Origin of the sequence: Streptomyces spinoverrucosus, from assembly GCF_015712165.1 — a bacterium.
Taxonomy (GTDB): Bacteria; Actinomycetota; Actinomycetes; order Streptomycetales; family Streptomycetaceae; genus Streptomyces; species Streptomyces spinoverrucosus_A.
On record NZ_JADPZX010000003.1, the window covers coordinates 325,627 to 348,493 of the forward strand.

Consider the following 22,867-nt stretch of genomic DNA (forward strand, 5'->3'; position numbering starts at 1 on the left):
CTTGCCCCGGTTGACGACCCTGCCGGCTCAGTGGACTGATGACACGTCAGAGACGGGTGCGCAACCTTTCGTTGTCTTCGGTGGTCGATCAGTTGGCTTTCGACACATACGAAGAACAGGGAGCATCATGAGTACGTCTTCCGTCGTCCGGGCCGCGGCGCGGTTCGGCGTGTGCGCCGCCGCGGCGGGTCTGGTCACGGTCGGGATGTCGGCACCGGCCGTCGCCGCCAGTGACACGCTGTGGATCCAGGCGCCCTACGAGTCCGTGCTGCCCAAGGCGGCAGACGGCGGGCAGGGCCCGGCGACCACCCTCGGCCTCGGGCTGTACCACGACAACGCCGACTACACCGTCACCGACGGCCGGCTCACCGTCGACGTCTCCGGACTGACCGGCGTCGCCGACGTCACCTGGCCCGCGAACTGCGCCCCGACCGGCACCACCGCCGTGTGCAGCATCCCCGAGGTGCCCACGAACAGCGCCACCCAGGTCCAGCTCCAGGTGCGCGCGGCGGCCGGCGCGGACATCGACGTCACCGGCAAGATCACCTACCAGGCGACGGCCACCACCACGATGGGCGGCGAGCTCAGATCGCCCGAGGGCTTCGAGACCACGGTGCGCATCGCTTCGGGCCCCGACCTGGTCCTCACCGGCCCCGCGCCGGTCGAGGGTGTCATGCCGGGTGCCTCCGTGCCCGTGCCGTTCTCCGTCGTCAACAACGGCAACGAGCCGGCCCAGGGCGTCCAGGTCACCCTGTATGTCACCCGCGGCCTGCGCCTGGACGGGCTCGCGCCACAGTGCACCAGCACCCCGATCGGTGAGGGCGCCATCAAGCCCGTCACCAAGGTGGACTGCGCTTTCGACGACGTCGTCCAGCCGGGCGGCTCGTTCACGCTGCCGCAGCCGCTGCAGGCGACTGTGGCGTCCTACGCCCTGAACGAGCGCATCGACATCGGCGTCGCGCCGAGCGGAGGCGAGGACATCTCGCCCGGCGACAACGGCACGGTCGCCGGGATCGAGGCCGTCAACACTGCTGACTTCGCGGTGCGCGGTGCGAGGGTGAGCGGCGCTGCCGGCGAGACCGTGCAGGCCGCGCTGACGTTCCGCAACCGTGGTCCGGCGTGGATCGCGAACCTCGGCTCCGGCGACCCCGTCGGCCACATCGACTTCATCGTGCCCAAGGGCGCCACGGTCACCGGCGTGCCGGAGAACTGCTCGGGCCGCACACTGCAGGGCGACTGGTACGAGGGCACCACCGGGGCCCCGCGCTATGTGTGCGACCTGCCGATCTGGGTGGCCGAGAAGCAGACCGTGACCTTCCCGTTCCAGCTGCGCATCGACACCGTCATCGCGCGTTCCACCGGCGAGGTGACGCTGAAGCCTCCGTACGGTGACGGGTTCGCGTTCGACCCGATCGCCGCCAACAACACAGCGAAGCTGGTCCTCAACCCGGCCGTCTGACGGCCCGGTTCCGGGGCCCGGGGCTGCTGTCATGCCCCGGGTCCCGGGCCACCAGTTCCACGTCGGCGACCGAGCCGCAGAGAGTCCACTCCCATCGGAGATTGACTCGCCGAAGTGTTCAACGGGCTGCCTTGGACGGCACGTGCGGTCGGACTGTCAGAGGGCCGGCCCGCCCAGCAACTGCCGCCGCGCACGCGGCCTCAGCCGATGGTGAAGCTCGCCGCCTTCTTGTCGAAGGTGGTCGTGCCGTCCTTGGCGGTGGTGAGGGTGGCGACGTGCCAGGGGCCGCGCGGGGACTCGGCGGCCTCGGCGGCGGTCACGGGAATCTTGTAGGTGCAGCGGGCGGTGTCGTCGCCAGCGGGCTTGCAGGTGGCCGAATCCGCCTCGGCCATGTCCTTCTCGGTCAGTTCGTCCTTGGCGAAGGTGTCGTCGGCCGGCCAGGCCAGGACCTTCAGGCTCTTGACGCCGGAAGACGCCGTGACCTCGGTGGTGAAGGTGAACGAGCCGTCCCGGTCCCCGTCGGGGGCCGCGTAGCGGGCGTCGCTGTTGTCCAGGGCGGGCTGCTGGTCCTCGGCGTAGGCGAAGGCGAAGGCTCCGGCGCCGCCGAGGACGACGATTGCGGCGGCGGCGGACAGGGCGATACGTCGGGACATGGCAGGTCTCCCCGTGACTGTGTCAACTCGTTCTGGAGCCGGCGCTCTTGGCCGCGCCGCTGCCTCGATGCTCGCGGCGCAGGGCGGCCCGGGCCTGAGCAGAGATACTCAATCGCGCCTAGGCGGTTTCGCCCGGCTCGGCGTACCGCACCCCTCCCCGTCCCGCCGATTACCTGGCAGGTCATCGACCCCTGCGCGGGCTGGGTGCCACGATCGTCCCTGTACGGAACCGACCGGCCAGGTCCAGGAGGACGCCATGCCCGCGTACGCCATCGCCCACCTGCGAGACGCCGCCTTGCACCCAGAGGTCGCCGAGTACATCGAGCGTATCCCGGGCACCTTCGAGCCATACGGCGGCCGGTTCCTCGTGCACGTCACGCCGCACGAGGTGAAGGAGGGGAGCTGGCCCGGGGCCGTGGTGGTGATCGGATTCCCGGGGATCGCCGAGGCGCGTGCCTGGTGGGACTCGCCCGCCTACCAGGAGATCGCCCCGCTGCGCTCACGGCACATCGAGGGCGACATCATCCTCGTCGAGGGCGTACCCGAGGACTACGACCCGGCCGTCACCGCGAAAAAGCTGCGCGAGGCCATGGCGGCCGAATAGGGCCTGTCCGGCGGATCAGGTCGCAGGAAATCGGCGGTGATTCGTGGACGCAGGTGAGCGGGGGCGATGGGGGCCCCGCGCGAGCGCGTTCGAGCGTGGGGGAGCGTCGAGCTGCAAGGACGAGGAGGGAGGGACCACACGTCAGGCCTCCAGCCCCTTCCGCAGGCGGTCGGCGAACTCGGCGGGGTGCGTGGTCAGGCCGGTGTGCCCGCCTGGAAAGTGCTGAAGTTCCGTGCCGAGACGCTCGGCCAGGAAGGCGGCTGGACGGTAGGGGAGCTCGCCGCTCGAGTCCTGGCCACAGGCGAGCACAAGTCGGTCTGACAGTGCCTCCAGTCGGTGGATGTCCGGGGCGTAGGACATGAAACTGGGCACGATGCGTCCAATGAAGTACGGCAAGTTGGCCATCGTCCGCTCAGCCCGCTCCGCTGCTTGCGGCGGAAGCTCGACCTCGGCCTTCGGGCCGGCATTGTCGCCGTCCTTCTTCAGCCCCGCGGCGAATACAGCCATCGCCGGCATGAGCCCTTGGATGCGGAACGTCTCCTGCACGCGCGCGATGAGCACCCGGTGTTCGGGGGCGTCCGGCAGGACTTCCACCACCGGTGGCTCGTGCGCCACGACGCGTTCGATGCGCTCCGGATGCGCAGCGAGCAGGTGCAGGGCGGCGATCGCGCCCGCGCTGGCGCCGAACACGCGAGCGGGCTCGCCCGGCGACAGCAGTTCCAACATCCGGAACGCGTCATCGGCGTGCTCGGCCACTCGCTGCTCAGCCTCGGGGTCGTCCAACGTGCTGCGCGACATGCCGCGCGGGTCGTAGGTGGCGACGGTGTATTCCGTGGCCAGGGCGTCGGCGATGCCGTCGAAGGAGGCTGCGCCCCCCGTCCCACCGGGGATCAGCAGCAGGAGCGGGCCCTGACCGCGCGTTTCGTAGTGCAGTGTCGCGCCGTCCACACGCAGGCTGCCGACGGTCTGACCGGTCATGAGGAGTCTCCTTCTCGGGGCGATGGCCAGTGCTCCAGGAGGGTGTGCAGGGCGTCGAGCGCGCGGATCCAGGACTGCTGCGACGAACGCTCGTGCGCGAATCCGCCCGCGGCCTCCAGGGCGACGAACCCGTGGAACGTGCTGCGCAGCAACCGGACCGCGTCGGTCAGGTCTGGCTCGGTCAGTCCGTAGCCGCGCAGCATGCCGTAGGTCAGCTCGACCGCGCGCCGCGGTCCGGTTGCCTTGGCAGCCAGATCGGGGTCGATCCGGATCGGGGTCTGGGTCGCCGTGTAGCGGCCAGGATGCGTGCGGGCGTACTCCCGCCAGGCGTTCGCGAACGCGACCAGGGCGTCCTTGCCCGCCCGCCCGACGGTCGCCTCCGCGATGCGAATGGTCTTCTCGTCCGCCGCCAGCAGCGCGATCCGACCGCGCAGATCCTCCAGGCCGCGGACGTGCGTGTAGAGGCTCGCGTCCTTCACGCCCAGCCGCCGCGCCACCTGCGACATGGTCACCTGCTCGAATCCGATCTCGTCCGCCAGTTCGGCGCCCGCGATCGTCACCCGCTCCGCCGTCAGCCCTGCGCGCGCCATGCGTCCTCCCCAAGATCCTTGACCCTCTAGTTTTAGCCTAGGGGTCCTAGGAAGGTCGAAGGGGGGCTGAAGGTGACGCGCCGTGCAGCCAGATCCGCAGCGGTCCGACCGGCTCGAAGCCATGGCGGACGGCGGCCGCCAGGTCGTCGCCCCGCTCGTAGCCGACCACCGGCATGGTGGGGAACAGCCGGTTCACTGCGCCCAGGACGACTGGCCAGACCGCGTCAGGGCCGCCGTCCAGCGCGAAGACATTGGAGATGCCGACCACGTCGTCGCTTTGGTTCGCCACCGCTCCGGCGACAGTTCGGCCATCGGCGGACTGTCCGGCGAGCACGAAGGTGGCGGGGTCGTCGAGCAGTTCAGGCCGGAAGAGGTCCGCGTTGCCGTCTCCGTCGTCCCAGGCGAGCGCCCATGCGCGCAGCTTGTCCGGGTCGCCCGCCACGTCCCAGACGAGATCGGACGCGGGGGTGGGCTTACTCGGTGGGCGGTAGATCCACTGCGCTTCGAACAGCACACGAAAGCCGACCTCTGTCAGGTTGAGGTCGGCGAAGCTGTCCTTGACGGTGGCGCCGGGTGCGGTGGTGTCGATCCGGGCCGCAAGCGCGGTCCGGTCGGCGCCCGGCACCAGCGTCACCGCGTCGGGGTAGAACTGCGGCGTTCGGGATGCGGCGGCCCAAGCCTGTGCCCCGAACTCGCCCGCCAGGCCATGCGACCGGCTCATCGCTGCGCACCACTCGGCGTTGTTTCGGGCGGCTGCCCGGACCAGATGTTGCTTCGGAAGCGTCACGAGTGCGGATCATGACGGCTGGGACCCAGCCAGTCGAACGGTTTTCCGCTGACTACGAGAGCGTGGCTTTGCTGACGGTATCCGTCGCGCCGCACTGCACTGCACTGCTGCGTCTGCGGCGTGATCCAAACGACGGACCCTCGGGCTGCCGGCTCAGGTCGTGACGGCGGCCGCGGTTCCCGCGGAGACCGCCGCGACGGTCCGCATCACCGCGCCGTTCACCGCTTCGGCGCCCCAACTCTCCTGCTCCAGCTTCTTCGCACGCTTGTAGACCGTGCCCGACCACGGGATCACGCGGTGCAGGCTCGGCAGCGTGCCGCTTGCGGACAGCAGACCGATCAACGCCGCGGTACGGGCATCGGGCTCCGCCCCGTCCACCAGGGCCGCACGTACTCGCGCGACAACGGCTTCCTTGTGCCGGGTGTCGGCGGCCCGCGTGGACGTCGTACGGAACAGGCCGAGTGTCCTGTTGCTCTCCCGGCGCAGCAGGCCCCGTTCGACGAGTCAGTCGAGCACGGTCTTTCGCAGCCCGGTGCCGATCTCGATGATCAGGGTCTGGACGTCCCGCACCACCCCGGGTGTAGTACAGCGTGCCGGCACCCGTGCGTGGCCTCGCCCCCCGACTTGCCTGACGGGAAAGTCAAGGGTAGCTTTCCCGGTAGGAAAGTAAAGTTGGAACGGGGAGGCGGTGGCCGTGAGCACACCAGTGGATGCCGAACAGGCATGGAAGGACCTGCAGCGCATCCGAGTGCCACAGGAGCGGGTGTACGACGAGGTCGAGCGGAGCGCGTCCGGCGGCCCCGGCGCGACATACGCCACGGCCGCGATCATGTGGGTCTTCCTGGCCGGCCTGGGCCTGGACCCGCCCAAGTGGGGCGTCTGGCTGGCCCTCGCCGTCTATCTCACGGTGCTGGGCGCGCTGGCCCGGACCTACAACCGCAGGAGCCGGATGCGACTGCACCACTCCCGTTGCAGCTGGCGGATGTTCGCCACCTTCGTCGCGGGCGCGGTGGTGACCGGCGGGACCATCGTCCTGTCCGGCCGTATGGTCGAGTCCCTGAAGCCGATGTCCGGCAGCCTGATCCAGGCCACGGTCTCGGCGGCCGTGTTCGTGCTGTTCGTCGGACCTGCCGGCCGCTGGGCGGTCGGCTCGTTGCGCGGCCGCGGCGAACCGGCGGCCCGCGTGGGGGCGGGCAGATGAGCACACCCACCGGCTTCGACGAGCTGATCCATCCCGCCACCCGGCTGTCGGTGGTCGCACTGCTCGCCGCCACCGAATGGGCGGACTTCGCGTTCGTCCGCGACAGCCTCTCGCTCAGCGACTCCGCACTCTCCAAACAACTGCACACCCTGGAAGAGGCCGGATACCTGGAGCTCCACAAGGAGGGCGGCGGCCGCAAGCGGCGCACGAAGGTGCGGTTGACGGACCGCGGCCGCACCGCCTTCGAGGGGCACGTGGCGGCGCTCCGGGCAATCGTCGAGGGCGCCGGGCCGCCGGCGACGACCGGGGAGGAAGCCCGCCGGCAGCACCCCACGAAGGCAGGACGATGACGCAGCAGATCGAGCACGCACCCGCCCAACCCGTGATCCAGGCCCGCGATGTGACCATGGCGTACGGCGACACCAGCGTCCTGCGCGGCATCGATCTGGACGTCCACCGCGGCGAGGTCTTCGCGCTGCTCGGCCCCAACGGCGCCGGGAAGACCACCACCGTCGAGATCCTGGAGGGCTTCCGGCAGCGCTCCGGCGGGGAGGTCCGCGTCCTCGGTGTGGACCCCGAGCGGGGCGACGACGCCTGGCGCGGCCGCATCGGGCTGGTCCTGCAGTCCTGGCGCGACCACCCCCGCTGGCGGGTCTGCGAACTTCTGACGCACTTCGCGACGTACTACTCCGACCCGCGCGACCCCGCCGGGCTGCTGGCCCTGGTCGGCCTCACCGACCAGGCCGACCAGCAGGTGAACCGGCTGTCCGGCGGCCAGCGCCGGCGGCTGGATGTCGCGCTCGGCATCGTCGGCCGCCCCGAACTCCTCTTCCTGGACGAGCCGACCACCGGTTTCGACCCTCAGGCACGGCACGAGTTCCACCTCCTGGTCGAACGGCTGGCCCGCGATGAAGGCGTCACCGTCCTGCTCACCACACACGACCTGGTGGAGGCCGAGCGGCTCGCCGACCGGATCGCGATGCTGGTCGGCGGCCGGATCCGGGCCTGCGGCACCCCGGCGGAGCTGGCTCGTCGGGCCGCCGCTCAGGCCGAGGTCCGCTGGACGGCCGACGACGGTACGTCCCGCCGCGTACGCACCGAGGACCCCTCACGGCTGGTCTGGGACCTCCACCAGGACGCGGTCGGCCCGATCGCCGACCTGGAGGTCCGCCGCCCGACGCTGGAGGACACCTATCTGCACATGGTGCATTGGCAGGACGACGGCACGGACGCAGTCATGGACGGGGAGGCACGGGCCGCATGAGGGAAACGCACGTGACGAACGAGAGGGCCAGGACCGACAAGGCGGAGAAGCCTCGCCGCCCCACCCGCCACCACTGGCGTGCCGGCGTTCTCCGAGGCGGCATCGAGCTACGGCAGCTCCTCCGCAATCCCAAAGAGATGTCCGGCCATCTGACCAACGTGGTCGTCGCACTCCTGGTCGCCGCCTACGTCGGCGACGACGTTCCCGGCACCCACACCCCCATGGCCCATCTGGTGCTTGCGGGCTTCGCCGCGTATCTGCTGTTCCAGATCGGGCTGATCAATCTGCCGCAGATGCTCGTGACCGAGCGGGAGGAAGGCGCCCTGCTGCGGCTGCGTGCGACGCCCGGGGGATACCCGCCTACCTCGTCGCCAAGTGCCTGCTGGTGGTCGTCACGGCGGTCGGCACCCTTGCTCTGCTCCTGGTCACCGCAGCGGTGCTGGTGGACGGGCCACTGCCGCACGGGCCGGGCGACTGGCTGACACTGCTGTGGGTCACCACCCTCGGCCTGCTCGCCGTCGTTCCGCTGGGCGCGGCCATCGGCGCCGTGCTGCCCAACCCCCGCGAGGCGCTGGCATTGATCATGCTGCCCACGATGGGCCTGCTGGTCACCTCCGGAGCGGTGTTCCCGATCACCTCGCTGCCCGTGCCGGTGCAGCAGGTGGCCGCCGTCTTCCCGCTCAAGTGGATGGCACAGGGCCTGCGTTCGGCGCTGCTGCCGGACTCCGCACGGACCGCAGAGGCGGCCGGCTCCTGGGAGTTGCCCATGGTCGCCCTGGTGCTGACCGCCTGGGCGGTCCTCGGGTTCCTCCTGGCCATCCCTCTCCTGCGCCGAGCCGCCCGCCGCGAGTCCGGCTCCCGCCTGACCGCGCGCCACCGCCGGGCGGCCCAGAGCGGGGCGATGCCCGCGTAGGAGGGCTCATGCCTGTCCGGCAGGGGTCGATGCCGACCGCGAGAGTCTGGTGGTCAGACCGTCAGGAGACAGATCCCCAGCGCGAGAAGGGCGAGGACCTTGAGCGCCTCGGTGACCACGTAGAGCAGGTGGGCGTGGGAGCGGGGCAAGGTCTCACCGGCGAGCACCCGGTCGGAGCGGCGGTTGAGGCGGGGTCGGATCAGCAGGAGCTGTACGGCCAGCAGCAGTGCGGCAATACCGGTGAGCAGGCCGACGGGCAGGGGAGGGTCACCGACGGCCACCGAAGCGACCGCGGCGGTGGCGAGCACGAGTTCGGCCCGGTTGAGCGCGCGGAAGACGATCCGGCCGATGCCGAGCCCGATGGGTACGGTCACACCGGGAGCCCGGAACTTCAACGGCGCCTCGAGAAAGGAGATGGCCAGGACCATCCCCAGCCAGACGAAGATGACGGCGGTAGCTACGGCGGCCGACGTGGCGTTCATGGGGTGCGCGCTCCTTACTCGCGGCCGAGCCAGAGATCAGGGCCGAAGACTTCGTAGTGAATGGCGTGTGCGGGCAATCCGAGGCGGAGCAGGTCGCCGCGTACCGCCCGCATGAACGGCAGCGGGCCGCACAGGTATGCGGCGTTCAGCCCCTCCGGGAGTTCGAGCGCGGTCACGTCGGCCTGGCCGGCGGACGCCCCCGGGGCATCGTCGCCCGGCTCTTCGTACCAGAGGTGCAACGTGGCATGCGGCAGCGCTTGGACCAGGCGGCGGAGTTCGTCGCGGTGCGCATGGTCGGCGGGGGTGCGGTCGGCGTGAACCACCGTCACCTCCCGGGACGTACGCCCGGCGGCCAGGTGGTGGAGCATGGACAGCATCGGTGTGCAGCCGATCCCGGCCGACGCCAGCAGCAGCGGGCCGTCGCCTTCGGGTAGGACGAGGTCGCCGAAGGGGGCGGAGACGGTGAGCACGTCTCCGACGCGCACGTTCTCATGCAGCCAGGAGGAGACCTCGCCCTCCGGTCCTGCCATGCCGTTGACGCGCTTGACGGTGATGCGCCACGGGTCGCTGCCCGGGGCGGCGGACAGGCTGTACTGGCGTATCTGGCGGGCGCCGTCGGGCAGTTCGACCTGGACACTGACGTACTGGCCCGGGCGGAACGCGCCCGCGGGGCTGCCGTCGATGCGGCCCAGCACGAAGGACACCGCGTCAGGGGTCTCCTCTCGCCGGTCGATCACCTTCATCTGCCGCCAGACCCGGCCGTCGGCCACGTCGGCCTCCTGGTAGAGCCGGGCCTCAACAGCGATCAGCGCGTTGGCCATCAGCCAGTAGACCTCGTCCCAGACGGCGGCTACGTCGCCGGTGACGGCATCGCCCAGGACCTCGCCGACGGCGGCGAGGAGGTGTTGGTGGACGAGCTTGTACTGGTCGGAGGTGACGCCGAGGGAGGCGTGCTTGTGGGCGATCCTGGCGAGCATCGCGTCGGGCCGGGCGTCGGGGTGTTCGAGCAGCATGCCCGCGAACGCCGCGATGGAGCCGGCCAGCGCCTTCTTCTGCTCCCCGTTGGCCTGGTTCCCGCGGTTGAACAGGTCGCGCAGCAGTTCGGGAAGGTCGTCGAAGAGCTTGGCGTAGAACAGCTCGGCGATCTCGTCGATGGCGGCGCCGACGAGGGGCAGGGTGGCCCGGACGATCGGGATGGATTGCTCGGAGAGCACAGCGGCCCCTTTATTGGTAGATGATCTGCGCATTTAAACGGATGGGTGTGTGCAGGCGCGCGCGAGTACGCGCGCACCGACGGATGAGGCTCACTCGGGGCGGTGGCCGGCCAGTCCCACGAGAACCGGCCCGGTGGGTGAGGCCACCAGGTCGGTCACGGTCAGCGGATCGAGGGTGGCGTAGAAGGCTTCCTGTGCGTCGCGCAGTGCGCGTCGGAGTCGGCACGCCGCGCGGAGTGGGCAGGGTTGATCGCCCTCACACGCGACGACCTCGTCCTGACCTTCCAGTTCCCGCACCAGCCAGCCCACCGACGCCCGGCGGCCGAGGGCGGTGAGTGCCAGTCCGCCGCCGCGACCGCGTCGGGCCTCCAGTACGCCCAGGTGCTGCAGGCGCGTGACCGCCTTCGCCATGTGCGCGGAGGGTACCGCCATAGCCTCCGCCACCTCCTGGGTGGTCAGAGGGCCGTCCTGCTCGGAGACCGCCAGGCGCATCACGGCACGCAGCGCCAGGTCGGTGAACTTCGTCAACCGCACGCCCTGACACTAACAAACACGCATCCAGGATTCCTGTTTGAGTGGGCTGATCAACGGTGTGGAGCCCATCACGGAGTCCGGCGCCCGCATCGTCAGGTGACGCTGGTCAGTTCGAACCCCGCTCCGGCATGGGCCGGTAGCGGGTGGGCCCCGGCGTCCTGCCCTGCGGTGGGTACTCGCAGTCGAGGCTGGTGACCTCGTAGTCGTTACCCTCGTTCTGCTCCTGGTCGACGACCACCGTCGCGGTGCAGGCGCGGCCGTGCTCGTCGGTGAACGTGACGACCTCGCTGTAGTCCGTCGGCGGGGTGGTGCACCCCGCGAGCACCAGCACCGCAGCCCCGGCGGCCGCCACCGCGCCAAACCCCCACGGCCGTCCCATGCCACATCCCTCCCCGTCCGACCTTGTCCGGCGACTCCGTCACCGGCCACGAGAACAATGCCCGGAGTGTAAGGAGTCCCTTCCGGGAGGGGTCCCGCGCCGACGCACGCTGTAGAGAGCATGAGACCGGCTAGGAGCGGGGGTCGGTGATCGCCGTCGCGTCGGTCCAGGCGATCTCGAAGTACCTCACGTGTTCGTCTTCTCCGGTCGGCCGCATGCCGACTGCCAGCATGACGTGCTGGGACGCGATGTTGTCGTGGTCCGCGTCGCCTTTCACGCAGGTGACGCCGTGGGCCCGCGCGAGCAGCAGCAGTCCGCGGAGGGCTTCGGTGGCGTACCCCTTGCCTCGCGCTGACGGGACGAGGCCGTAGCCGATCGTGACGCTGCCGTTCTCGTCCGCGGGTCCGTGGAAGCCCACACCGCCGATCGCCTGACTGTCCTCGCGGCGGCGGATCTCATAGTTTCCGAATGGCTGGGGATCACCGGTGTCCGCGCAGGTGCTCAGGAAGCGCCTGGCGGCGGACACATCCCCGTCTGTGGGGTATTCGGGCGCCCATCGGGCACCACTGTCCGGCTCGCCCGCCACTACTCGCTCAGCCTCACTCACGGTCATCGGATGAATCACGAGCCGCGCCGTCACAAGATCACCCACAGCAGGGAGGGGTATCACGCGGGGCGACCAGAGCGCACGTGGATTTTCCCACCAGGCAGCGCCTCGCCCCGACGGGCTGCGCGAGGAGGCCGATCGCCAGCGGGCGGGACTTGGGCATTCCGCAACCACTGGGTGTTCCATGCAGTTATGTCCGACTTGGGTGGCAGCCTCACTCCAGGTACGCCGTCCCTCGCGACGCCCGGCCTCCAGCAGGCCGTTCGCTTCCTCGGCGCCGTGCTGCGCATCCGGGTGGGAGGCGAAGCGAGCGGCGGGCAACTGGCGGTCGTCGAGCACGAGGGGGAGCGCGGCTACTGCGCCCCCTTGCACAGGCGTGACGCCGAGGAGGAGACCTTCCTGGTCCTCGACGGCGAGCTGCGCGTCGAGGTGGACGGCCAGGCGCAGGCGGCCGGCGCCGGCGCCGCAGCGTTCCTGCCGCGCAAGGTTCCGCACGCCTTCGTGGTGACCAGCCCGCAGGCCCGGTTCCTCACCCTCCACGTTCCGGCGGGCTTCGAGCGGTTCGTTCTCGCGGGCGGACTCCTCCTCACCCCCGTCGGCACGCCGACGAGCGACGAGCCGGCGCGTTGCAGCAGGCGGCCGCTCGCCACTCACCTGCCGCCACTGAGCGACCAAGCGAACAGTGTCGAACTGCGCCCGCTGCACTTCACGCAGCACACCAGGAGGAATACGGCGGTCACGACGGCTGGGCAACCCGTAGGTGTCGTCGTTCGGCCAGTTCCTCCGCGCTGACCACGGTCAGAACCGGCGTACCCGGCGGCGCGAACATGGTCACCACCAGCTGCGACTGCGCGTCCGGGAGGTTGTTGGCGCCCTGGTAGTGGATCACCTCGCCCCCGGGCTCGAACAGGGCGTCACCGGCCTTGAGGACCCGGGGCGGCTGCCCCTCCAGCTCGAAGAGGATCTCGCCCTCGGTCACGTAGCCGAAGAGCGGTCCGGGGTGCCGGTGCGGGGGCGCGCCGGGGTCGCCGGGCGGCAGGGTGACCCGGATGGTCCTGGCCTCGGCGCCGTCCGGTATCCGGGCCGCCGCCTCCGGCAGGGTCGTGATCACCTCAACGCCTGGGGGCAGGTGGGCGTGCTCAGCGCTCATGTGTTCCTCCAAAACAAGGGACTGTCCACAGCAAGGACAAGACGGCCTCCCCGTTTGTGACAGCCCTGTCCGGCGAACCGGCCCAGGGACGCCGACTGTCTGCAGGGCGCACATGCGCCGCCCGGCGCCCCCGCGCCACGCGCCTTTCGTGCAACGGCACGCCCCGATCGTGCAGGAGTTGACCCCCGGGCAACCCCCACACTCGGTGGCCAGGCACAACGGCGATGAGGCCGACACACGGAGGCGATGGATCATGCGGACGTTCGTGCACACTTCCCATCCGGCACGGGTGCTCTTCGGCTCCGGCTCTGTCGGCGACCTCGCCGACGAGGTGCGGCGGCTCGGCGGTTCCCGGGTGCTGCTGCTGTCCAGCCCGCCGCTCGCGGAGGCATCCGCGCGGGTCCGGGACGCCCTGGGCGGCCTGCTGGCGGCGGAGTTCGACGGCGCCGCCATGCACACGCCGACCGAGGTGACGGAAGCGGCGCTCGCCGTACTGAGGGAGGCGGGCGCCGACTGTCTCGTGTCTGTCGGCGGGGGCTCGACCACGGGCCTGTCCAAGGCGCTCGCTGTGCGCACGGACCTGCCCCAGGTGGTCGTACCGACCACGTACGCCGGATCCGAGGTGACCCCCGTGCTCGGGGAGACGCGAGACGGACACAAGGTCACCCGGTCCTCGGCCGCGATCCTGCCCGAGACAGTCGTCTACGACGTCGACTTCACCCTCTCCCTGCCCCTGCCCATGTCGATCACCAGCGGTGTGAACGCCATGGCGCATGCCGTGGAGGCGCTGTACTCCGCCGACGCCGACCCGGTCACGGACCGCCGGGCCCTCGACGCGATCTCCCTCATCGGGCGGGCGCTGCCCCGGCTGGCCGCCGACCCCGCCGACCGGGAGGCGCGGGCCGACCTGCTGCAGGCCGCCTGGCTCGCCGGTACGTGCCTGGCCACGGTGGGCATGGGCCTGCACCACAAGCTCTGCCACACCCTGGGCGGCAGCTTCGGCCTGCCGCACGCCGAGACGCACACCGTGATCCTGCCGCACGCGATGGCCTACAACGCGCCCGCCGCCCCCGACGCCATGCGCCGGATCGCCCGGGCGCTGGACGTGCCCGACGCTGCGAGCGGCGTGTACGACCTGATCGCCGCGCTGGGCGGGCCGACGTCGCTGCGCGATCTGGGCATGCCCGAGTCGGAGCTGGGTCGCGCGGCCCGGCTGGCCGTGGCGACGCCGTACCCGAACCCCCGGGAACTGACCTCCGAGGGCATCGAGGGCCTGCTGGCCGACGCCTGGCACGGCCGCCGTCCCCAGGAGCTCGCCAGCACCGACTCCTTGCCGGCCCGACTCACCGAGCAGGTGGTGGCGAGCTTCGCGCACGCGCCGGACGCCCGTGTCCGCACCCTGCTCACCGCCCTCGTACGGCACCTGCACTCCTTCGTGGCCGAACAGGACGTCACCGAAGCGGAATGGCAGTACGCGATCGACTTCCTGACCCGGACGGGACAGCTGTGCGGCCCGACCCGGCAGGAGTTCGTGCTGCTCTCGGACGTGCTGGGCGTCTCCAGCGCTGTGGATCTGCTGACCAACTCCCGCACCCCGGACACCACCCCGTCCGCCGTCCTCGGCCCCTTCTACGTGGAAGGGCCCCCTGAGGCCGCGCACGGCAGCGACATCTCCGGCGGCCTGCCCGGAACGCCCCTGTGGGTGGACGTCCGCATCACCGACACGTCCGGGGTGCCGGTCAAGGACGCGGTCGTCGACGTATGGCAGTCCAACAAGGACGGCTTCTACGACGTTCAACTGCCGGAGCTGGACGGGCCCGTGCTGCGGGCCCGGCTGCGCAGCGACGCCGAGGGACGGCTGACGTTCTGGTCGATCCTGCCCTCGGAGTATCCGATCCCGCAGGACGGCCCCGTGGGGCAGATGCTCTCGGCGGTCGGCCGCCATCCCTACCGGGCGCCGCACCTGCACTTCATGATCGACGCGCCCGGCCACCGCCGGCTCGTCACGCAGCTGTTCGTGGCCGGCGGCTCGTACCTCGACAGCGACACCGTCTTCGGCGTGAAGGACCAGCTCGTCGTCGACTTCGACCCCCAGACCGGCCCCACCCCGGACGGCCGGAGCGTCGACGGGGAGTGGCGCCGTCTGGACCACTCCTTCCGCATCGCCCCCCTGACCGACTGACCGAGGAGAAGGCCCCTCATGACCCGCACCGACAGCTACGACATCGACGTCCTCGTCGTCGGCAGCGGCCCCGCCGGGGGCTCCGCCGCCCTGCTGCTGGCCACCTACGGCATCCGCACCCTCCTTGTCACCAAGTACGGCTGGCTCGCCAACACCCCCCGGGCGCACATCACCAATCAGCGCACGATGGAAGTGCTGCGCGACCTGGGCGTCGAAACCGAGGCGCTGGCGCACGGCAGCCCGTCCCACCTCATGGGGGACACCGTGCTCTGCACCGCGCTCACGGGCGAGGAGATAGGCCGGATCCGCAGCTGGGGCACGGGGCCCGGCTCCCTGACCGAGTACGCGTCGACCAGCCCCTGCCAGATGATCGACCTGCCGCAGACCTACCTGGAGCCGATCCTCACCACCAACGCGGCGGCCCGTGGCGCCAAGGTCCGCTTCGACACCGAGTTCCTGAGCCTCACGCAGGACGAGGACGGCGTCACGGCCCTGCTGCGCGACCGGGTCCGCGGCGACGAGTTCACCGTACGGGCCCGCTACCTGATCGGCGCCGACGGCGGGCGCAGCACCGTCGCCGAGCAGATCGGCCTCCCCATGGACGGGCGCATGGGCAAGGCCGGCAGCATGAACATCGTCTTCAAGGCCGACCTCGCCCGGCACTGCGCCCACCGTCCCAGCGTCCTGTACTGGGTGCTGCGGCCCGGCGCGGCGACCGGCGGCATCGGCATGGGCCTGGTCCGCATGGTGCGGCCGTGGAACGAGTGGCTGCTGGTGTGGGGCTACGACATCGAGCAGCCCCCGCCCTCGGTCGACGAGGAGGAGGCGCGCCGGATCGTACGCGATCTCATCGGCGACCCGGACCTGCCCGTGGAGATCACGTCCACCTCCCTGTGGACCGTCAACCACACCTACGCTTCGGCCTATGCGTCCGGGCGGGTGTTCTGCATGGGCGACGCCGTGCACCGCCACCCCCGTCCAACGGGCTCGGCTCCAACACCTCGGTCCAGGACGCGTACAACCTGGCCTGGAAGCTCGCCATGGTCGTCCGTGGCGAGGCGGGACCGGTACTGCTGGACAGCTACTCGGCCGAACGCGCCCCGGTGGGACGGCAGATCGTCGAACGCGCGAACCTCAGCCGGGACCAGTTCGGACCGGTCTTCGAGACACTCGGTGTCGGTACCGACAGCGACGAGCGGGCCATCGCCGAGGGGATCGCGGCACTGCGCGCGGGCACCGCCGAGGGCGCCAAGCGACGTCGGCTGCTGGAGGACGCGATCCAGCTCAAGAACTACGAGTTCAACGCGCACGGCGTCGAGATGAACCAGCGCTACGTCTCCGGCGCGGTCGTCGCCGACGACTCTCCCGTCGAGCACGGGGAGGACGACCCCGAGCTGGTGGCCCGGCCGACGACCCGCCCGGGCGCCAAGCTGCCGCACGCGTGGCTCGTGGACAGCGCCGGCGAGCGGGCCTCCACCCTCGACGTCGTCGGCAAGGGTGTGTTCACCGTGCTGACCGGGCTTTCGGGCGGGGTGTGGGACGCGGCGGCGGCCGCCTGCAGCGAGGAGCTAGGCATATCGCTGCGTTGCGTGCGCGTCGGCGACGACGACTCCCGTGACGCCTACGGCGAATGGAGCAGGGTGAGCGAGATGGCCGAGGACGGGGTGCTGCTGGTGCGCCCGGACGGCTACGTGGCCTGGCGCCGCCGCACCGCACCCGAAACATCGTCGGAGGCACGAAACGAGCTGCTCGCCGCCCTGCGCCGGGTACTGGGGCGGTGACCATGGACAAGCAGGTGGCCACGGCCGCGCAGGCCTTGGCGGACGTCACGGACGGCAGGTCCTTCGCCGTCGGCGGGTTCGGACTGAGCGGTGTGCCGGAGGTACTCATCGAAGCGCTGTACGAGTCCGGCGCGGGAGATCTCACCGTCGTGTCGAACAACTGCGGTGTCGACGGGCGCGGTCTCGGCGTGTTGCTGGCGGCGGGCCGCATCAGCCGGGTCACCGGTTCCTACATCGGTGACAACAAGGAGTTCGCCCGCCAGTACCTCGCAGGTGAGCTGGAGGTCGAGCTGATCCCCCAGGGCACGCTCGCCGAGCGGCTGCGGGCAGGGGGCAGCGGCATCCCCGCCTTCTTCACCCCGGCCGGTGTCGGCACACCGGTGGCGGAGGGCGGCCTGCCGTGGCGGTACGCCGCCGACGGCTCCGTCGCGGTCGCCTCGCCGACCAAGGAGATACGCGTGTTCGACGGCGTGGAGCACGTCCTGGAGCACGCCGTCACCACGGACTACGCCCTCGTCCGGGCCGCCCGCGGCGACCGGCACGGCAACCTCGTCTTCCACCGGGCGGCGCGCAACTTCAACCCGCTCGCCGCCATGGCCGGACGTATCACCGTGGCCGAGGTGGAGGAGCTTGTCGAACCGGGCGAACTCGACCCCGACGACGTGCACCTGCCGGGCGTCTTCGTCCAGCGCGTCGTCGCACTGACCCCGGAGCAGGCGGCCGACAAGGGCATCGAGAAGAGGACGGTACGCGAGCGATGAGCTGGAGCAGACAGCAGATGGCGGCACGAGCCGCACGCGAACTGCGCGACGGCGACTACGTCAACCTCGGCATCGGGCTGCCCACGCTGGTGGCGGACTTCCTGCCGGCGGGCGTGGACGTCGTCCTGCACTCCGAGAACGGCCTGCTCGGCGTCGGCCCGTACCCGGCGCCGGACGAGGTCGACGCCGACCTCATCAACGCGGGCAAGGAGACGGTGACCGTACGACCGGGGGCGTCGTTCTTCGACTCCGCGCTGTCCTTCAGCATGATCCGCGGCGGCCACATCGACACCGCCGTCCTCGGTGCGCTGCAGGTCTCGGCACGCGGCGACCTGGCCAACTGGGCCGTCCCGGGAAAGATGATCAGAGGCATGGGCGGTGCCATGGATCTCGTGCACGGCGTGGGACGGGTCGTCGTGCTGATGGAGCACACCGCCAAGGACGGCAGCTCGAAGATCGTCGAGGAGTGCACGCTTCCGCTGACCGGACGCGCCTGCGCCGACCGCATCATCACCGACCTCTGCGTGCTCGACGTCACCCCGCAGGGACTCGCACTCGTCGAAACAGCGCCGGACGTGACGGCGGAGCAAGTGGTTGCCCGCACGCCCGTATCACGCATCGTGAGGAGCCCCCGATGATCGAACAACCGCGTGACGTGTACATAGTCGACGCCGTACGCACCCCCTTCGGCCGTTACGGCGGCGCGCTGTCCGGCGTACGCCCGGACGACCTGGCCGCCGGCGTGCTGCGCGCCCTCGTTCAGCGCAGTCCCGGCCTCGACCCGGCCCGCATCGACGACGTCCTGTTCGGCAACGCCAACGGAGCCGGGGAGGACAACCGGAACGTGGCGCGTATGGCCGTCCTGCTGGCCGGGCTGCCCGTCGGCGTGCCCGGCGCCACGGTCAACCGGCTCTGCGGTTCCGGCATGGAGGCCGTCGTCCAGGCGGCCCGCGCCATCGCCCTCGGCGACGCCTCCGTGGCGATCGCGGGCGGCGTGGAGTCCATGAGCCGCGCCCCGTGGGTGCTGCCGAAACCGGACCGGGCCTTCCCTGCGAAGGACCAGCAGCTCCACTCGACCACCCTGGGCTGGCGGATGGTCAATCCGAGGATGCCGGGGGAGTGGACCATCCCCTCGGTGAGAGCGCGGAGCTCGTGGGCGCGAAGTACGGCGTGACGCGGGCGGAGCAGGACGCCTTCGCGCTGGCCAGCCACCGCAACGCCGCGGCCGCCTGGCGCGACGGCCTCTACAGTCGCGAGGTCGTCGCCGTCGACGGCGTGGACCTGCCGCGCGACGAGAACATCCGCGACACCACCTCCCTCGAAGCCCTGGCGAAGCTGAAACCGGCGTTTCTGCCCGACGGCACCATCACGGCCGGCAACGCCTCACCGCTGAACGACGGGGCGTCCGCGCTGCTGCTCGCCGACGAGGAGGGGCTCGCGGCGATCGGCCGCGAGCCGCTGGCGCGGGTGCGGGCGGCGGCGGTCACGGCAATCGAGCCGCAGTACTTCGGACTGGGCCCGGTGGACGCCATCCGCAAGGTCCTGACCAAGGCGGGGGTCGATGCGGCCGACCTGCGCACGGTCGAGCTCAACGAGGCCTACGCCGCCCAGGTGCTGGCCTGTCTGGCGGCGCTCCCGGAGCTGGACCCGTCCCTGGTCAACCAGCGCGGTGGTGCCATCGCCATCGGACACCCGCTGGGCGCCTCCGGTGCGCGCGTCGCGGGCGCGGTCGCCCATCAGCTGGCCGAAGCCGGGACGGGCACGGGCCTGGCCGCGCTCTGCATCGGAGTGGGGCAAGCGCTGGCACTGGTGCTGGAGCGCTGACCAGGGTGAGGGGGCGCCGCCCTCACCCCTCGCGGCGTACGACGGCCGGGGTGGTGCCCAGGCGGGCACGCATCACCCTGGTCAAGTGCTCCTGATGGGAGAACCCGCACTCGACGGCCACCTGCCCGATCGGCGCGGACCCGGTACGCAGCAGCCGGCACGCGTGTTCCAGGCGCAGGCCCAGCAGGTACTGGTGCGGAGACTGGCCGGTGCTCGCGCGGAACTGGCGGGTGAACTGACTGACGCTGAGCGAGGCGGCAGCGGCCAGGTCCGCGATCGGCAGCGGCTCCGCCAGGCGCTCCCCGATGAGGTCCCGTACGGCGGTCAGCTGCCGGGCGGAGAGCCCGGAGCGGACAGGCGCCGGGCCGGCGGGGCGTGCCGCGTGCCGCCGGGTCAGCTGCGCGGCGAGCATGCCGGTCAGATGGTCCACGTACGTGCGGGCCGACGGTTCCCAGCGGCGCACCGCGACGTCCAGCGCGATCATGAGCTGTTCGGCGAGCGGATCGGTGGCGCCCAGTTCTTCGGACAGCTCGACGGGCCGTCCCTCGTTGGCCTCGCGCAGCGCCTGATCCGTGAGATAGGCGTGCACGGTGTCCAGGGGGCCGCCCAGTTCGACGCTGAGTTCCCGGCCTACCGGCTGCAGGAACAGGCCGCCGGCCGGCACGGTCCTCGACAGCGCCGCGGTGCCCTCACCTCGGCGCACGGTGACCGGTCCGCTGAGATGCAGGATGAGCAGATGGGTGGGAGCGGGGTCGAACGTCGCCCGGTAGGACTGCTCCTTCTGCGCGGAGAGGTAGAGGTTCTCCCAGCCGAGCCCGGCGCTGGTGTACCTGGGTCGCACGCCGGGCAGGCGCAGCATCCCCACCGTGTCGGCCAGTCCGAGCTCTGCCACGGTGCGACCTCCTGGGGCGCCGTCGAGTTAGTTTAATGCTCAATTATACGCGGGGTCTGGCGGGAATGCCCGGTGCCGGCGCAGCGCGCGATCAGGCCGGAGGACCCGTGCCGGGGCCGGGAAGCGCGGCACAAGCGGCAGGGGCAGGCTGGGAAGCGGAGGTGGTTGCCGTGACCGGCGATGATCCGCTGATGGTCGTGGATGGGGCGGGCATCGTCGTGCGGCTGAGCAGGCAGGCGGAGGGGCTCATCGGACGCGGCGCGGAGGAGGTGCTCGGCCTGCCCGCGACGCCCTGGCTGACGCGGACGGCGGCTCCGGGTGACCGTAAGGCGGAGTCGGATACGGAGGTGACGCTGTACGACGCGAGCGGGCACGTCGCCGCTACGGGCCTTCAGGTGCGGCCGCTGGCCAATCGTGACGGATCCCTGGCATGGGCCGTGCACCAGGCACCGGCGACCGGCACCCGCGCACCGGATGCGGGTGGCGAAATGCTGCGTGCCCTGTTCACCCGGGCACCGGTCGGCCTGCACATCCTCGACACCGAACTCCGCATAGTGTCGGCCAACGTCGCCGCACAGAAGATGTGCGACGCGCCGCCCGACCGCGTGCTGGGGCGCCACTTCACCGACGTGCACAGCTTCACGTCCGCCGGCGAGGTGGAGACGATGTTGCGCGCGGTCCTGGACAGCGGCGAACCCTCCCCGGAGCGCGCGGTGCGCATGGCGCCCGGGGACACCACGAGCCGGTCACGTGTGAAGGGCCTCTCGGCGTTCCGCCTGGAGGACTCGCAAGGAGCGGTTCTCGGGGTCGTGGCGGCGCTCCTCGACGTCGGTGAGCGCGCGGCGGAAGAGGCGAAGGCGCGGCAAGGCCTGCGCGTACTGAACTCGGTGCGCAAGTGTGTGGGACGGTCCCTGGACGTGGTGGTGACCTGCCAGGAGCTTGCCGACGCACTGGTGCCGGCGTTCGCGGACGGCGCGGTGGTGGAAGTGGTGGACGCCGTGGTGCGTGGTGAAGAGCCGCCACTCGGTCCGCTCGACCGGAGAGTGCCACTGCGTCGTGCCGCCTTCCGGTACGAAGGAGGCCGGGAGCATCTTGCGGCACATCCCGTGGGAGACGTACGCGCCTTGCCGTTCCCCACTCCCTATGCACAGGCGTTGGCCGACCTCAAGCCTCGTACCGTCGTCCTGGGCGCCGACACACCGTGGCTGTCGACCGACCCCGCTCGCGCCCGGGCCGTCCGCGCCTCCGGCGCCCAGCTGCTGCTCGCCGTGCCCCTGACGTTGCGTGGCGCCGTGGTCGGGCTGATGAGTCTGTACCGCAATGAGCAGCGAGGTCTCTTCGACGAAGGTGACCTCGGCGTCGCCCTCGAAGTGGCCGCGCACACCTCCCTGTGCATCGACAACGCGCGCCGCTACATCCACGAGCACACCATCGCCACGACCATCCAGCGCTACGTGCTGGCACCGAGCCCTCCCGTGCAGCCGGCCGTCGAAACCGCGTCGCTGTTCGTACCCGGCAGCGAGGGGGCCGGCGGCTTCGTGGACGTTCTCGCGCTGCCCGGTGCCCGCACGGCACTGGTGGTCGGCGAGGTGGCGGGACGGGGCGTCCACACCGCCACCACCATGGGCCAGTTGCGGACCGCACTGCACGCTCTGGCCGCTCTGGACCTGGAGCCCGACGAACTCCTCGCGCGCCTCAACGACACCGTGACTCGACTGGCGGAGGAACGCGCCGATCTCCCCGCCGGTGACCCGCTGCGCCGGCAAGGTCTCGCCGCCACCTGCGCGTACGCGGTCTACGATCCGCTGAGCCGACTCTGCACCATCGCGCGAGCCGGTGCAGCGCCACCCGTGATCGCACATCCCGATGGCAGTACCGAGATCTTGGACCATCCCAGCGGACCTCCGCTGGGCAGCGACGAGCGGGAGCCCTTCGCGGCCACCACTCTCCGCCTCGAAGAGGGCAGCATCGTCGCCCTGCGCACCGCGTCGCTCCTTCGTCCCCAGTCAGCGGGAGCCCCTGGCGGGATGGACGCGCTCCAGGCTGTGTTCGCCGACCATGATCGCCCCCTGCAGGACATGTGCGACGACGTTCTGTACCGGCTACGCGGCGACACCGGCTCCGCCGACGCCATCCTGCTCCTCGCCCGCACGCACGAGTTTCCGCCGAACCGCACCGCCACCTGGAACGTCGACCATCGTCCGGAAGCCGTTCGTACGGCGCGGGCCAGGGCCCGCGATCAGCTCACCCGGTGGGGAGTCGACGACGGGACCGCACACGCCGCCGAACTTGTCGTGAGTGAACTGGTCACCAACGCCATCCGATACGGTGCCCCACCCGTCCGGCTGCGCCTCATCAAAGACCGCACCCTCACCTGCGAAGTCCATGACGCCAGCGCCGTCGCACCACGTCTGCGCCATGCCCGGACGGTCGACGAGGGCGGACGCGGCCTTTTCATCTGCGCCCAACTCACCCATAACTGGGGCATCCGCTACACCGCCGACGGCAAGACCGTCTGGACGGAACAAGCCCTACAGGAAGTTGACGCGCACTCAGCTGAGTGACGACAGGGGTGCGAACCGGTCTTTTCTGGCAGGTTCGCGTCAGGGAGA

The 22,867-nt window shown here is 70.9% G+C and carries 21 protein-coding genes and 4 pseudogenes; 13 read left to right on the plus strand and 12 right to left on the minus strand.

The annotated features are described in order from the left end of the window. Positions 1 to 127 precede the first annotated feature (127 nt). The gene (locus tag I2W78_RS38990; RefSeq protein ID WP_196465487.1) at positions 128 to 1,459 is read left to right on the plus strand and encodes a hypothetical protein; all 1,332 of its coding nucleotides are present in this window, start codon (positions 128 to 130) and stop codon (positions 1,457 to 1,459) included. A gap of 200 nt (positions 1,460 to 1,659) precedes the next feature. Here the strand turns inward: I2W78_RS38990 and I2W78_RS38995 are convergent, their stop codons facing one another. Beyond that, positions 1,660 to 2,112, minus strand: a complete 453-nt coding sequence (locus I2W78_RS38995) for a DUF5707 domain-containing protein (RefSeq protein ID WP_196465488.1) — start codon at positions 2,110 to 2,112, stop codon at positions 1,660 to 1,662. A 256-nt stretch (positions 2,113 to 2,368) separates the two neighbouring features. On the opposite strand from I2W78_RS38995, the gene I2W78_RS39000 reads away from it, so the two are divergent. Further along, positions 2,369 to 2,716, plus strand: coding sequence for a DUF1330 domain-containing protein (locus tag I2W78_RS39000; protein WP_196465489.1), 348 nt, complete (start codon positions 2,369 to 2,371; stop codon positions 2,714 to 2,716). Positions 2,717 to 2,857: 141 nt separating this feature from the next. On the opposite strand, the gene I2W78_RS39005 is transcribed toward I2W78_RS39000, so the two are convergent. From I2W78_RS39005 to I2W78_RS40930, 4 genes and pseudogenes are all read right to left on the minus strand, one after another. Further along, the gene (locus I2W78_RS39005; protein ID WP_196465490.1) at positions 2,858 to 3,694 is read right to left on the minus strand and encodes an alpha/beta fold hydrolase; all 837 of its coding nucleotides are present in this window, start codon (positions 3,692 to 3,694) and stop codon (positions 2,858 to 2,860) included. Further along, positions 3,691 to 4,284 (minus strand): TetR/AcrR family transcriptional regulator, encoded by a 594-nt coding sequence (locus I2W78_RS39010; RefSeq protein ID WP_196465491.1) that lies wholly within the window; start codon positions 4,282 to 4,284, stop codon positions 3,691 to 3,693. The genes I2W78_RS39005 and I2W78_RS39010 overlap by 4 nt, the downstream gene beginning before the upstream one ends. A gap of 46 nt (positions 4,285 to 4,330) precedes the next feature. Continuing rightward, positions 4,331 to 5,071 carry a hypothetical protein gene (locus I2W78_RS39015; protein ID WP_196465492.1) on the minus strand — a complete coding sequence of 247 codons (741 nt, stop codon included), beginning with the start codon at positions 5,069 to 5,071 and terminating at the stop codon, positions 4,331 to 4,333. Between the two features lie 153 nt (positions 5,072 to 5,224). Then, positions 5,225 to 5,563 (minus strand): annotated as a pseudogene (locus tag I2W78_RS40930) (GOLPH3/VPS74 family protein); the annotation flags it as partial. A 202-nt stretch (positions 5,564 to 5,765) separates the two neighbouring features. On the opposite strand from I2W78_RS40930, the gene I2W78_RS39025 reads away from it, so the two are divergent. The 4 genes and pseudogenes from I2W78_RS39025 to I2W78_RS39040 all read left to right on the plus strand — a co-directional run bounded on the left by I2W78_RS39025 (position 5,766) and on the right by I2W78_RS39040 (position 8,449). Further along, positions 5,766 to 6,272 (plus strand): hypothetical protein, encoded by a 507-nt coding sequence (locus tag I2W78_RS39025; protein ID WP_196465493.1) that lies wholly within the window; start codon positions 5,766 to 5,768, stop codon positions 6,270 to 6,272. Continuing rightward, on the plus strand, positions 6,269 to 6,622 hold the full coding sequence (locus tag I2W78_RS39030; RefSeq protein WP_196465494.1) for a transcriptional regulator: 354 nt from the start codon (positions 6,269 to 6,271) through the stop codon (positions 6,620 to 6,622). Before I2W78_RS39025 ends, I2W78_RS39030 begins: the two co-directional genes overlap by 4 nt. Further along, on the plus strand, positions 6,619 to 7,536 hold the full coding sequence (locus I2W78_RS39035) for an ABC transporter ATP-binding protein (RefSeq protein ID WP_230887097.1): 918 nt from the start codon (positions 6,619 to 6,621) through the stop codon (positions 7,534 to 7,536). The genes I2W78_RS39030 and I2W78_RS39035 overlap by 4 nt, the downstream gene beginning before the upstream one ends. Further along, positions 7,533 to 8,449: pseudogene (locus tag I2W78_RS39040) on the plus strand (ABC transporter permease). Before I2W78_RS39035 ends, I2W78_RS39040 begins: the two are co-directional and overlap by 4 nt. Before the next feature lie 53 nt (positions 8,450 to 8,502). Here I2W78_RS39040 and I2W78_RS39045 read toward each other — a convergent pair. The 5 genes from I2W78_RS39045 to I2W78_RS39065 form a co-directional block, all read right to left on the minus strand. Continuing rightward, positions 8,503 to 8,931 carry a hypothetical protein gene (locus I2W78_RS39045; RefSeq protein ID WP_196465495.1) on the minus strand — a complete coding sequence of 143 codons (429 nt, stop codon included), beginning with the start codon at positions 8,929 to 8,931 and terminating at the stop codon, positions 8,503 to 8,505. Positions 8,932 to 8,945: 14 nt separating this feature from the next. Next, positions 8,946 to 10,145: a globin domain-containing protein gene (locus I2W78_RS39050; protein WP_196465496.1), complete on the minus strand. Its 1,200-nt coding sequence runs from the start codon at positions 10,143 to 10,145 to the stop codon at positions 8,946 to 8,948. A 90-nt stretch (positions 10,146 to 10,235) separates the two neighbouring features. Further along, the gene (gene nsrR, locus I2W78_RS39055) at positions 10,236 to 10,679 is read right to left on the minus strand and encodes a nitric oxide-sensing transcriptional repressor NsrR (RefSeq protein WP_196465497.1); all 444 of its coding nucleotides are present in this window, start codon (positions 10,677 to 10,679) and stop codon (positions 10,236 to 10,238) included. A 106-nt stretch (positions 10,680 to 10,785) separates the two neighbouring features. After that, entirely contained in the window at positions 10,786 to 11,058 is a 273-nt protein-coding gene (locus I2W78_RS39060; RefSeq protein WP_230887099.1) for a hypothetical protein, read from the minus strand. 130 nt (positions 11,059 to 11,188) lie between these two features. Beyond that, positions 11,189 to 11,710, minus strand: coding sequence for a GNAT family N-acetyltransferase (locus I2W78_RS39065; RefSeq protein WP_196465498.1), 522 nt, complete (start codon positions 11,708 to 11,710; stop codon positions 11,189 to 11,191). A 147-nt stretch (positions 11,711 to 11,857) separates the two neighbouring features. Here I2W78_RS39065 and I2W78_RS39070 point away from each other — a divergent pair, with 147 nt between their 5' ends. Beyond that, the gene (locus I2W78_RS39070; protein ID WP_196465499.1) at positions 11,858 to 12,457 is read left to right on the plus strand and encodes a cupin domain-containing protein; all 600 of its coding nucleotides are present in this window, start codon (positions 11,858 to 11,860) and stop codon (positions 12,455 to 12,457) included. Here the strand turns inward: I2W78_RS39070 and I2W78_RS39075 are convergent. Then, a complete protein-coding gene (locus I2W78_RS39075) occupies positions 12,402 to 12,815 on the minus strand; it encodes a cupin domain-containing protein (RefSeq protein ID WP_196465500.1) in 414 nt (137 codons plus the stop codon). The two genes, I2W78_RS39070 and I2W78_RS39075, sit on opposite strands and share 56 nt — an antisense overlap. A gap of 253 nt (positions 12,816 to 13,068) precedes the next feature. Here I2W78_RS39075 and I2W78_RS39080 point away from each other — a divergent pair, with 253 nt between their 5' ends. The 5 genes and pseudogenes from I2W78_RS39080 to I2W78_RS39100 all read left to right on the plus strand — a co-directional run bounded on the left by I2W78_RS39080 (position 13,069) and on the right by I2W78_RS39100 (position 19,363). Then, positions 13,069 to 14,997, plus strand: a complete 1,929-nt coding sequence (locus tag I2W78_RS39080; RefSeq protein ID WP_196465501.1) for a maleylacetate reductase and hydroxyquinol 1,2-dioxygenase domain-containing protein — start codon at positions 13,069 to 13,071, stop codon at positions 14,995 to 14,997. Between the two features lie 18 nt (positions 14,998 to 15,015). Beyond that, positions 15,016 to 16,778, plus strand: a pseudogene (locus tag I2W78_RS39085) (FAD-dependent oxidoreductase). Positions 16,779 to 16,780: 2 nt separating this feature from the next. Next, entirely contained in the window at positions 16,781 to 17,539 is a 759-nt protein-coding gene (locus tag I2W78_RS39090) for a CoA transferase subunit A (RefSeq protein ID WP_196465502.1), read from the plus strand. Then, positions 17,536 to 18,177, plus strand: a complete 642-nt coding sequence (locus tag I2W78_RS39095; RefSeq protein ID WP_196465503.1) for a CoA transferase subunit B — start codon at positions 17,536 to 17,538, stop codon at positions 18,175 to 18,177. Before I2W78_RS39090 ends, I2W78_RS39095 begins: the two co-directional genes overlap by 4 nt. Continuing rightward, a pseudogene (locus I2W78_RS39100) lies at positions 18,174 to 19,363 on the plus strand (thiolase family protein). Before I2W78_RS39095 ends, I2W78_RS39100 begins: the two are co-directional and overlap by 4 nt. 22 nt (positions 19,364 to 19,385) lie before the next feature. Here I2W78_RS39100 and I2W78_RS39105 read toward each other — a convergent pair. Next, positions 19,386 to 20,255 carry a helix-turn-helix domain-containing protein gene (locus tag I2W78_RS39105; protein WP_196465504.1) on the minus strand — a complete coding sequence of 290 codons (870 nt, stop codon included), beginning with the start codon at positions 20,253 to 20,255 and terminating at the stop codon, positions 19,386 to 19,388. Between the two features lie 170 nt (positions 20,256 to 20,425). Between I2W78_RS39105 and I2W78_RS39110 the strand changes: the two genes are divergently transcribed. Beyond that, positions 20,426 to 22,819 carry a SpoIIE family protein phosphatase gene (locus I2W78_RS39110; RefSeq protein WP_307784051.1) on the plus strand — a complete coding sequence of 798 codons (2,394 nt, stop codon included), beginning with the start codon at positions 20,426 to 20,428 and terminating at the stop codon, positions 22,817 to 22,819. Positions 22,820 to 22,867 lie beyond the last annotated feature (48 nt).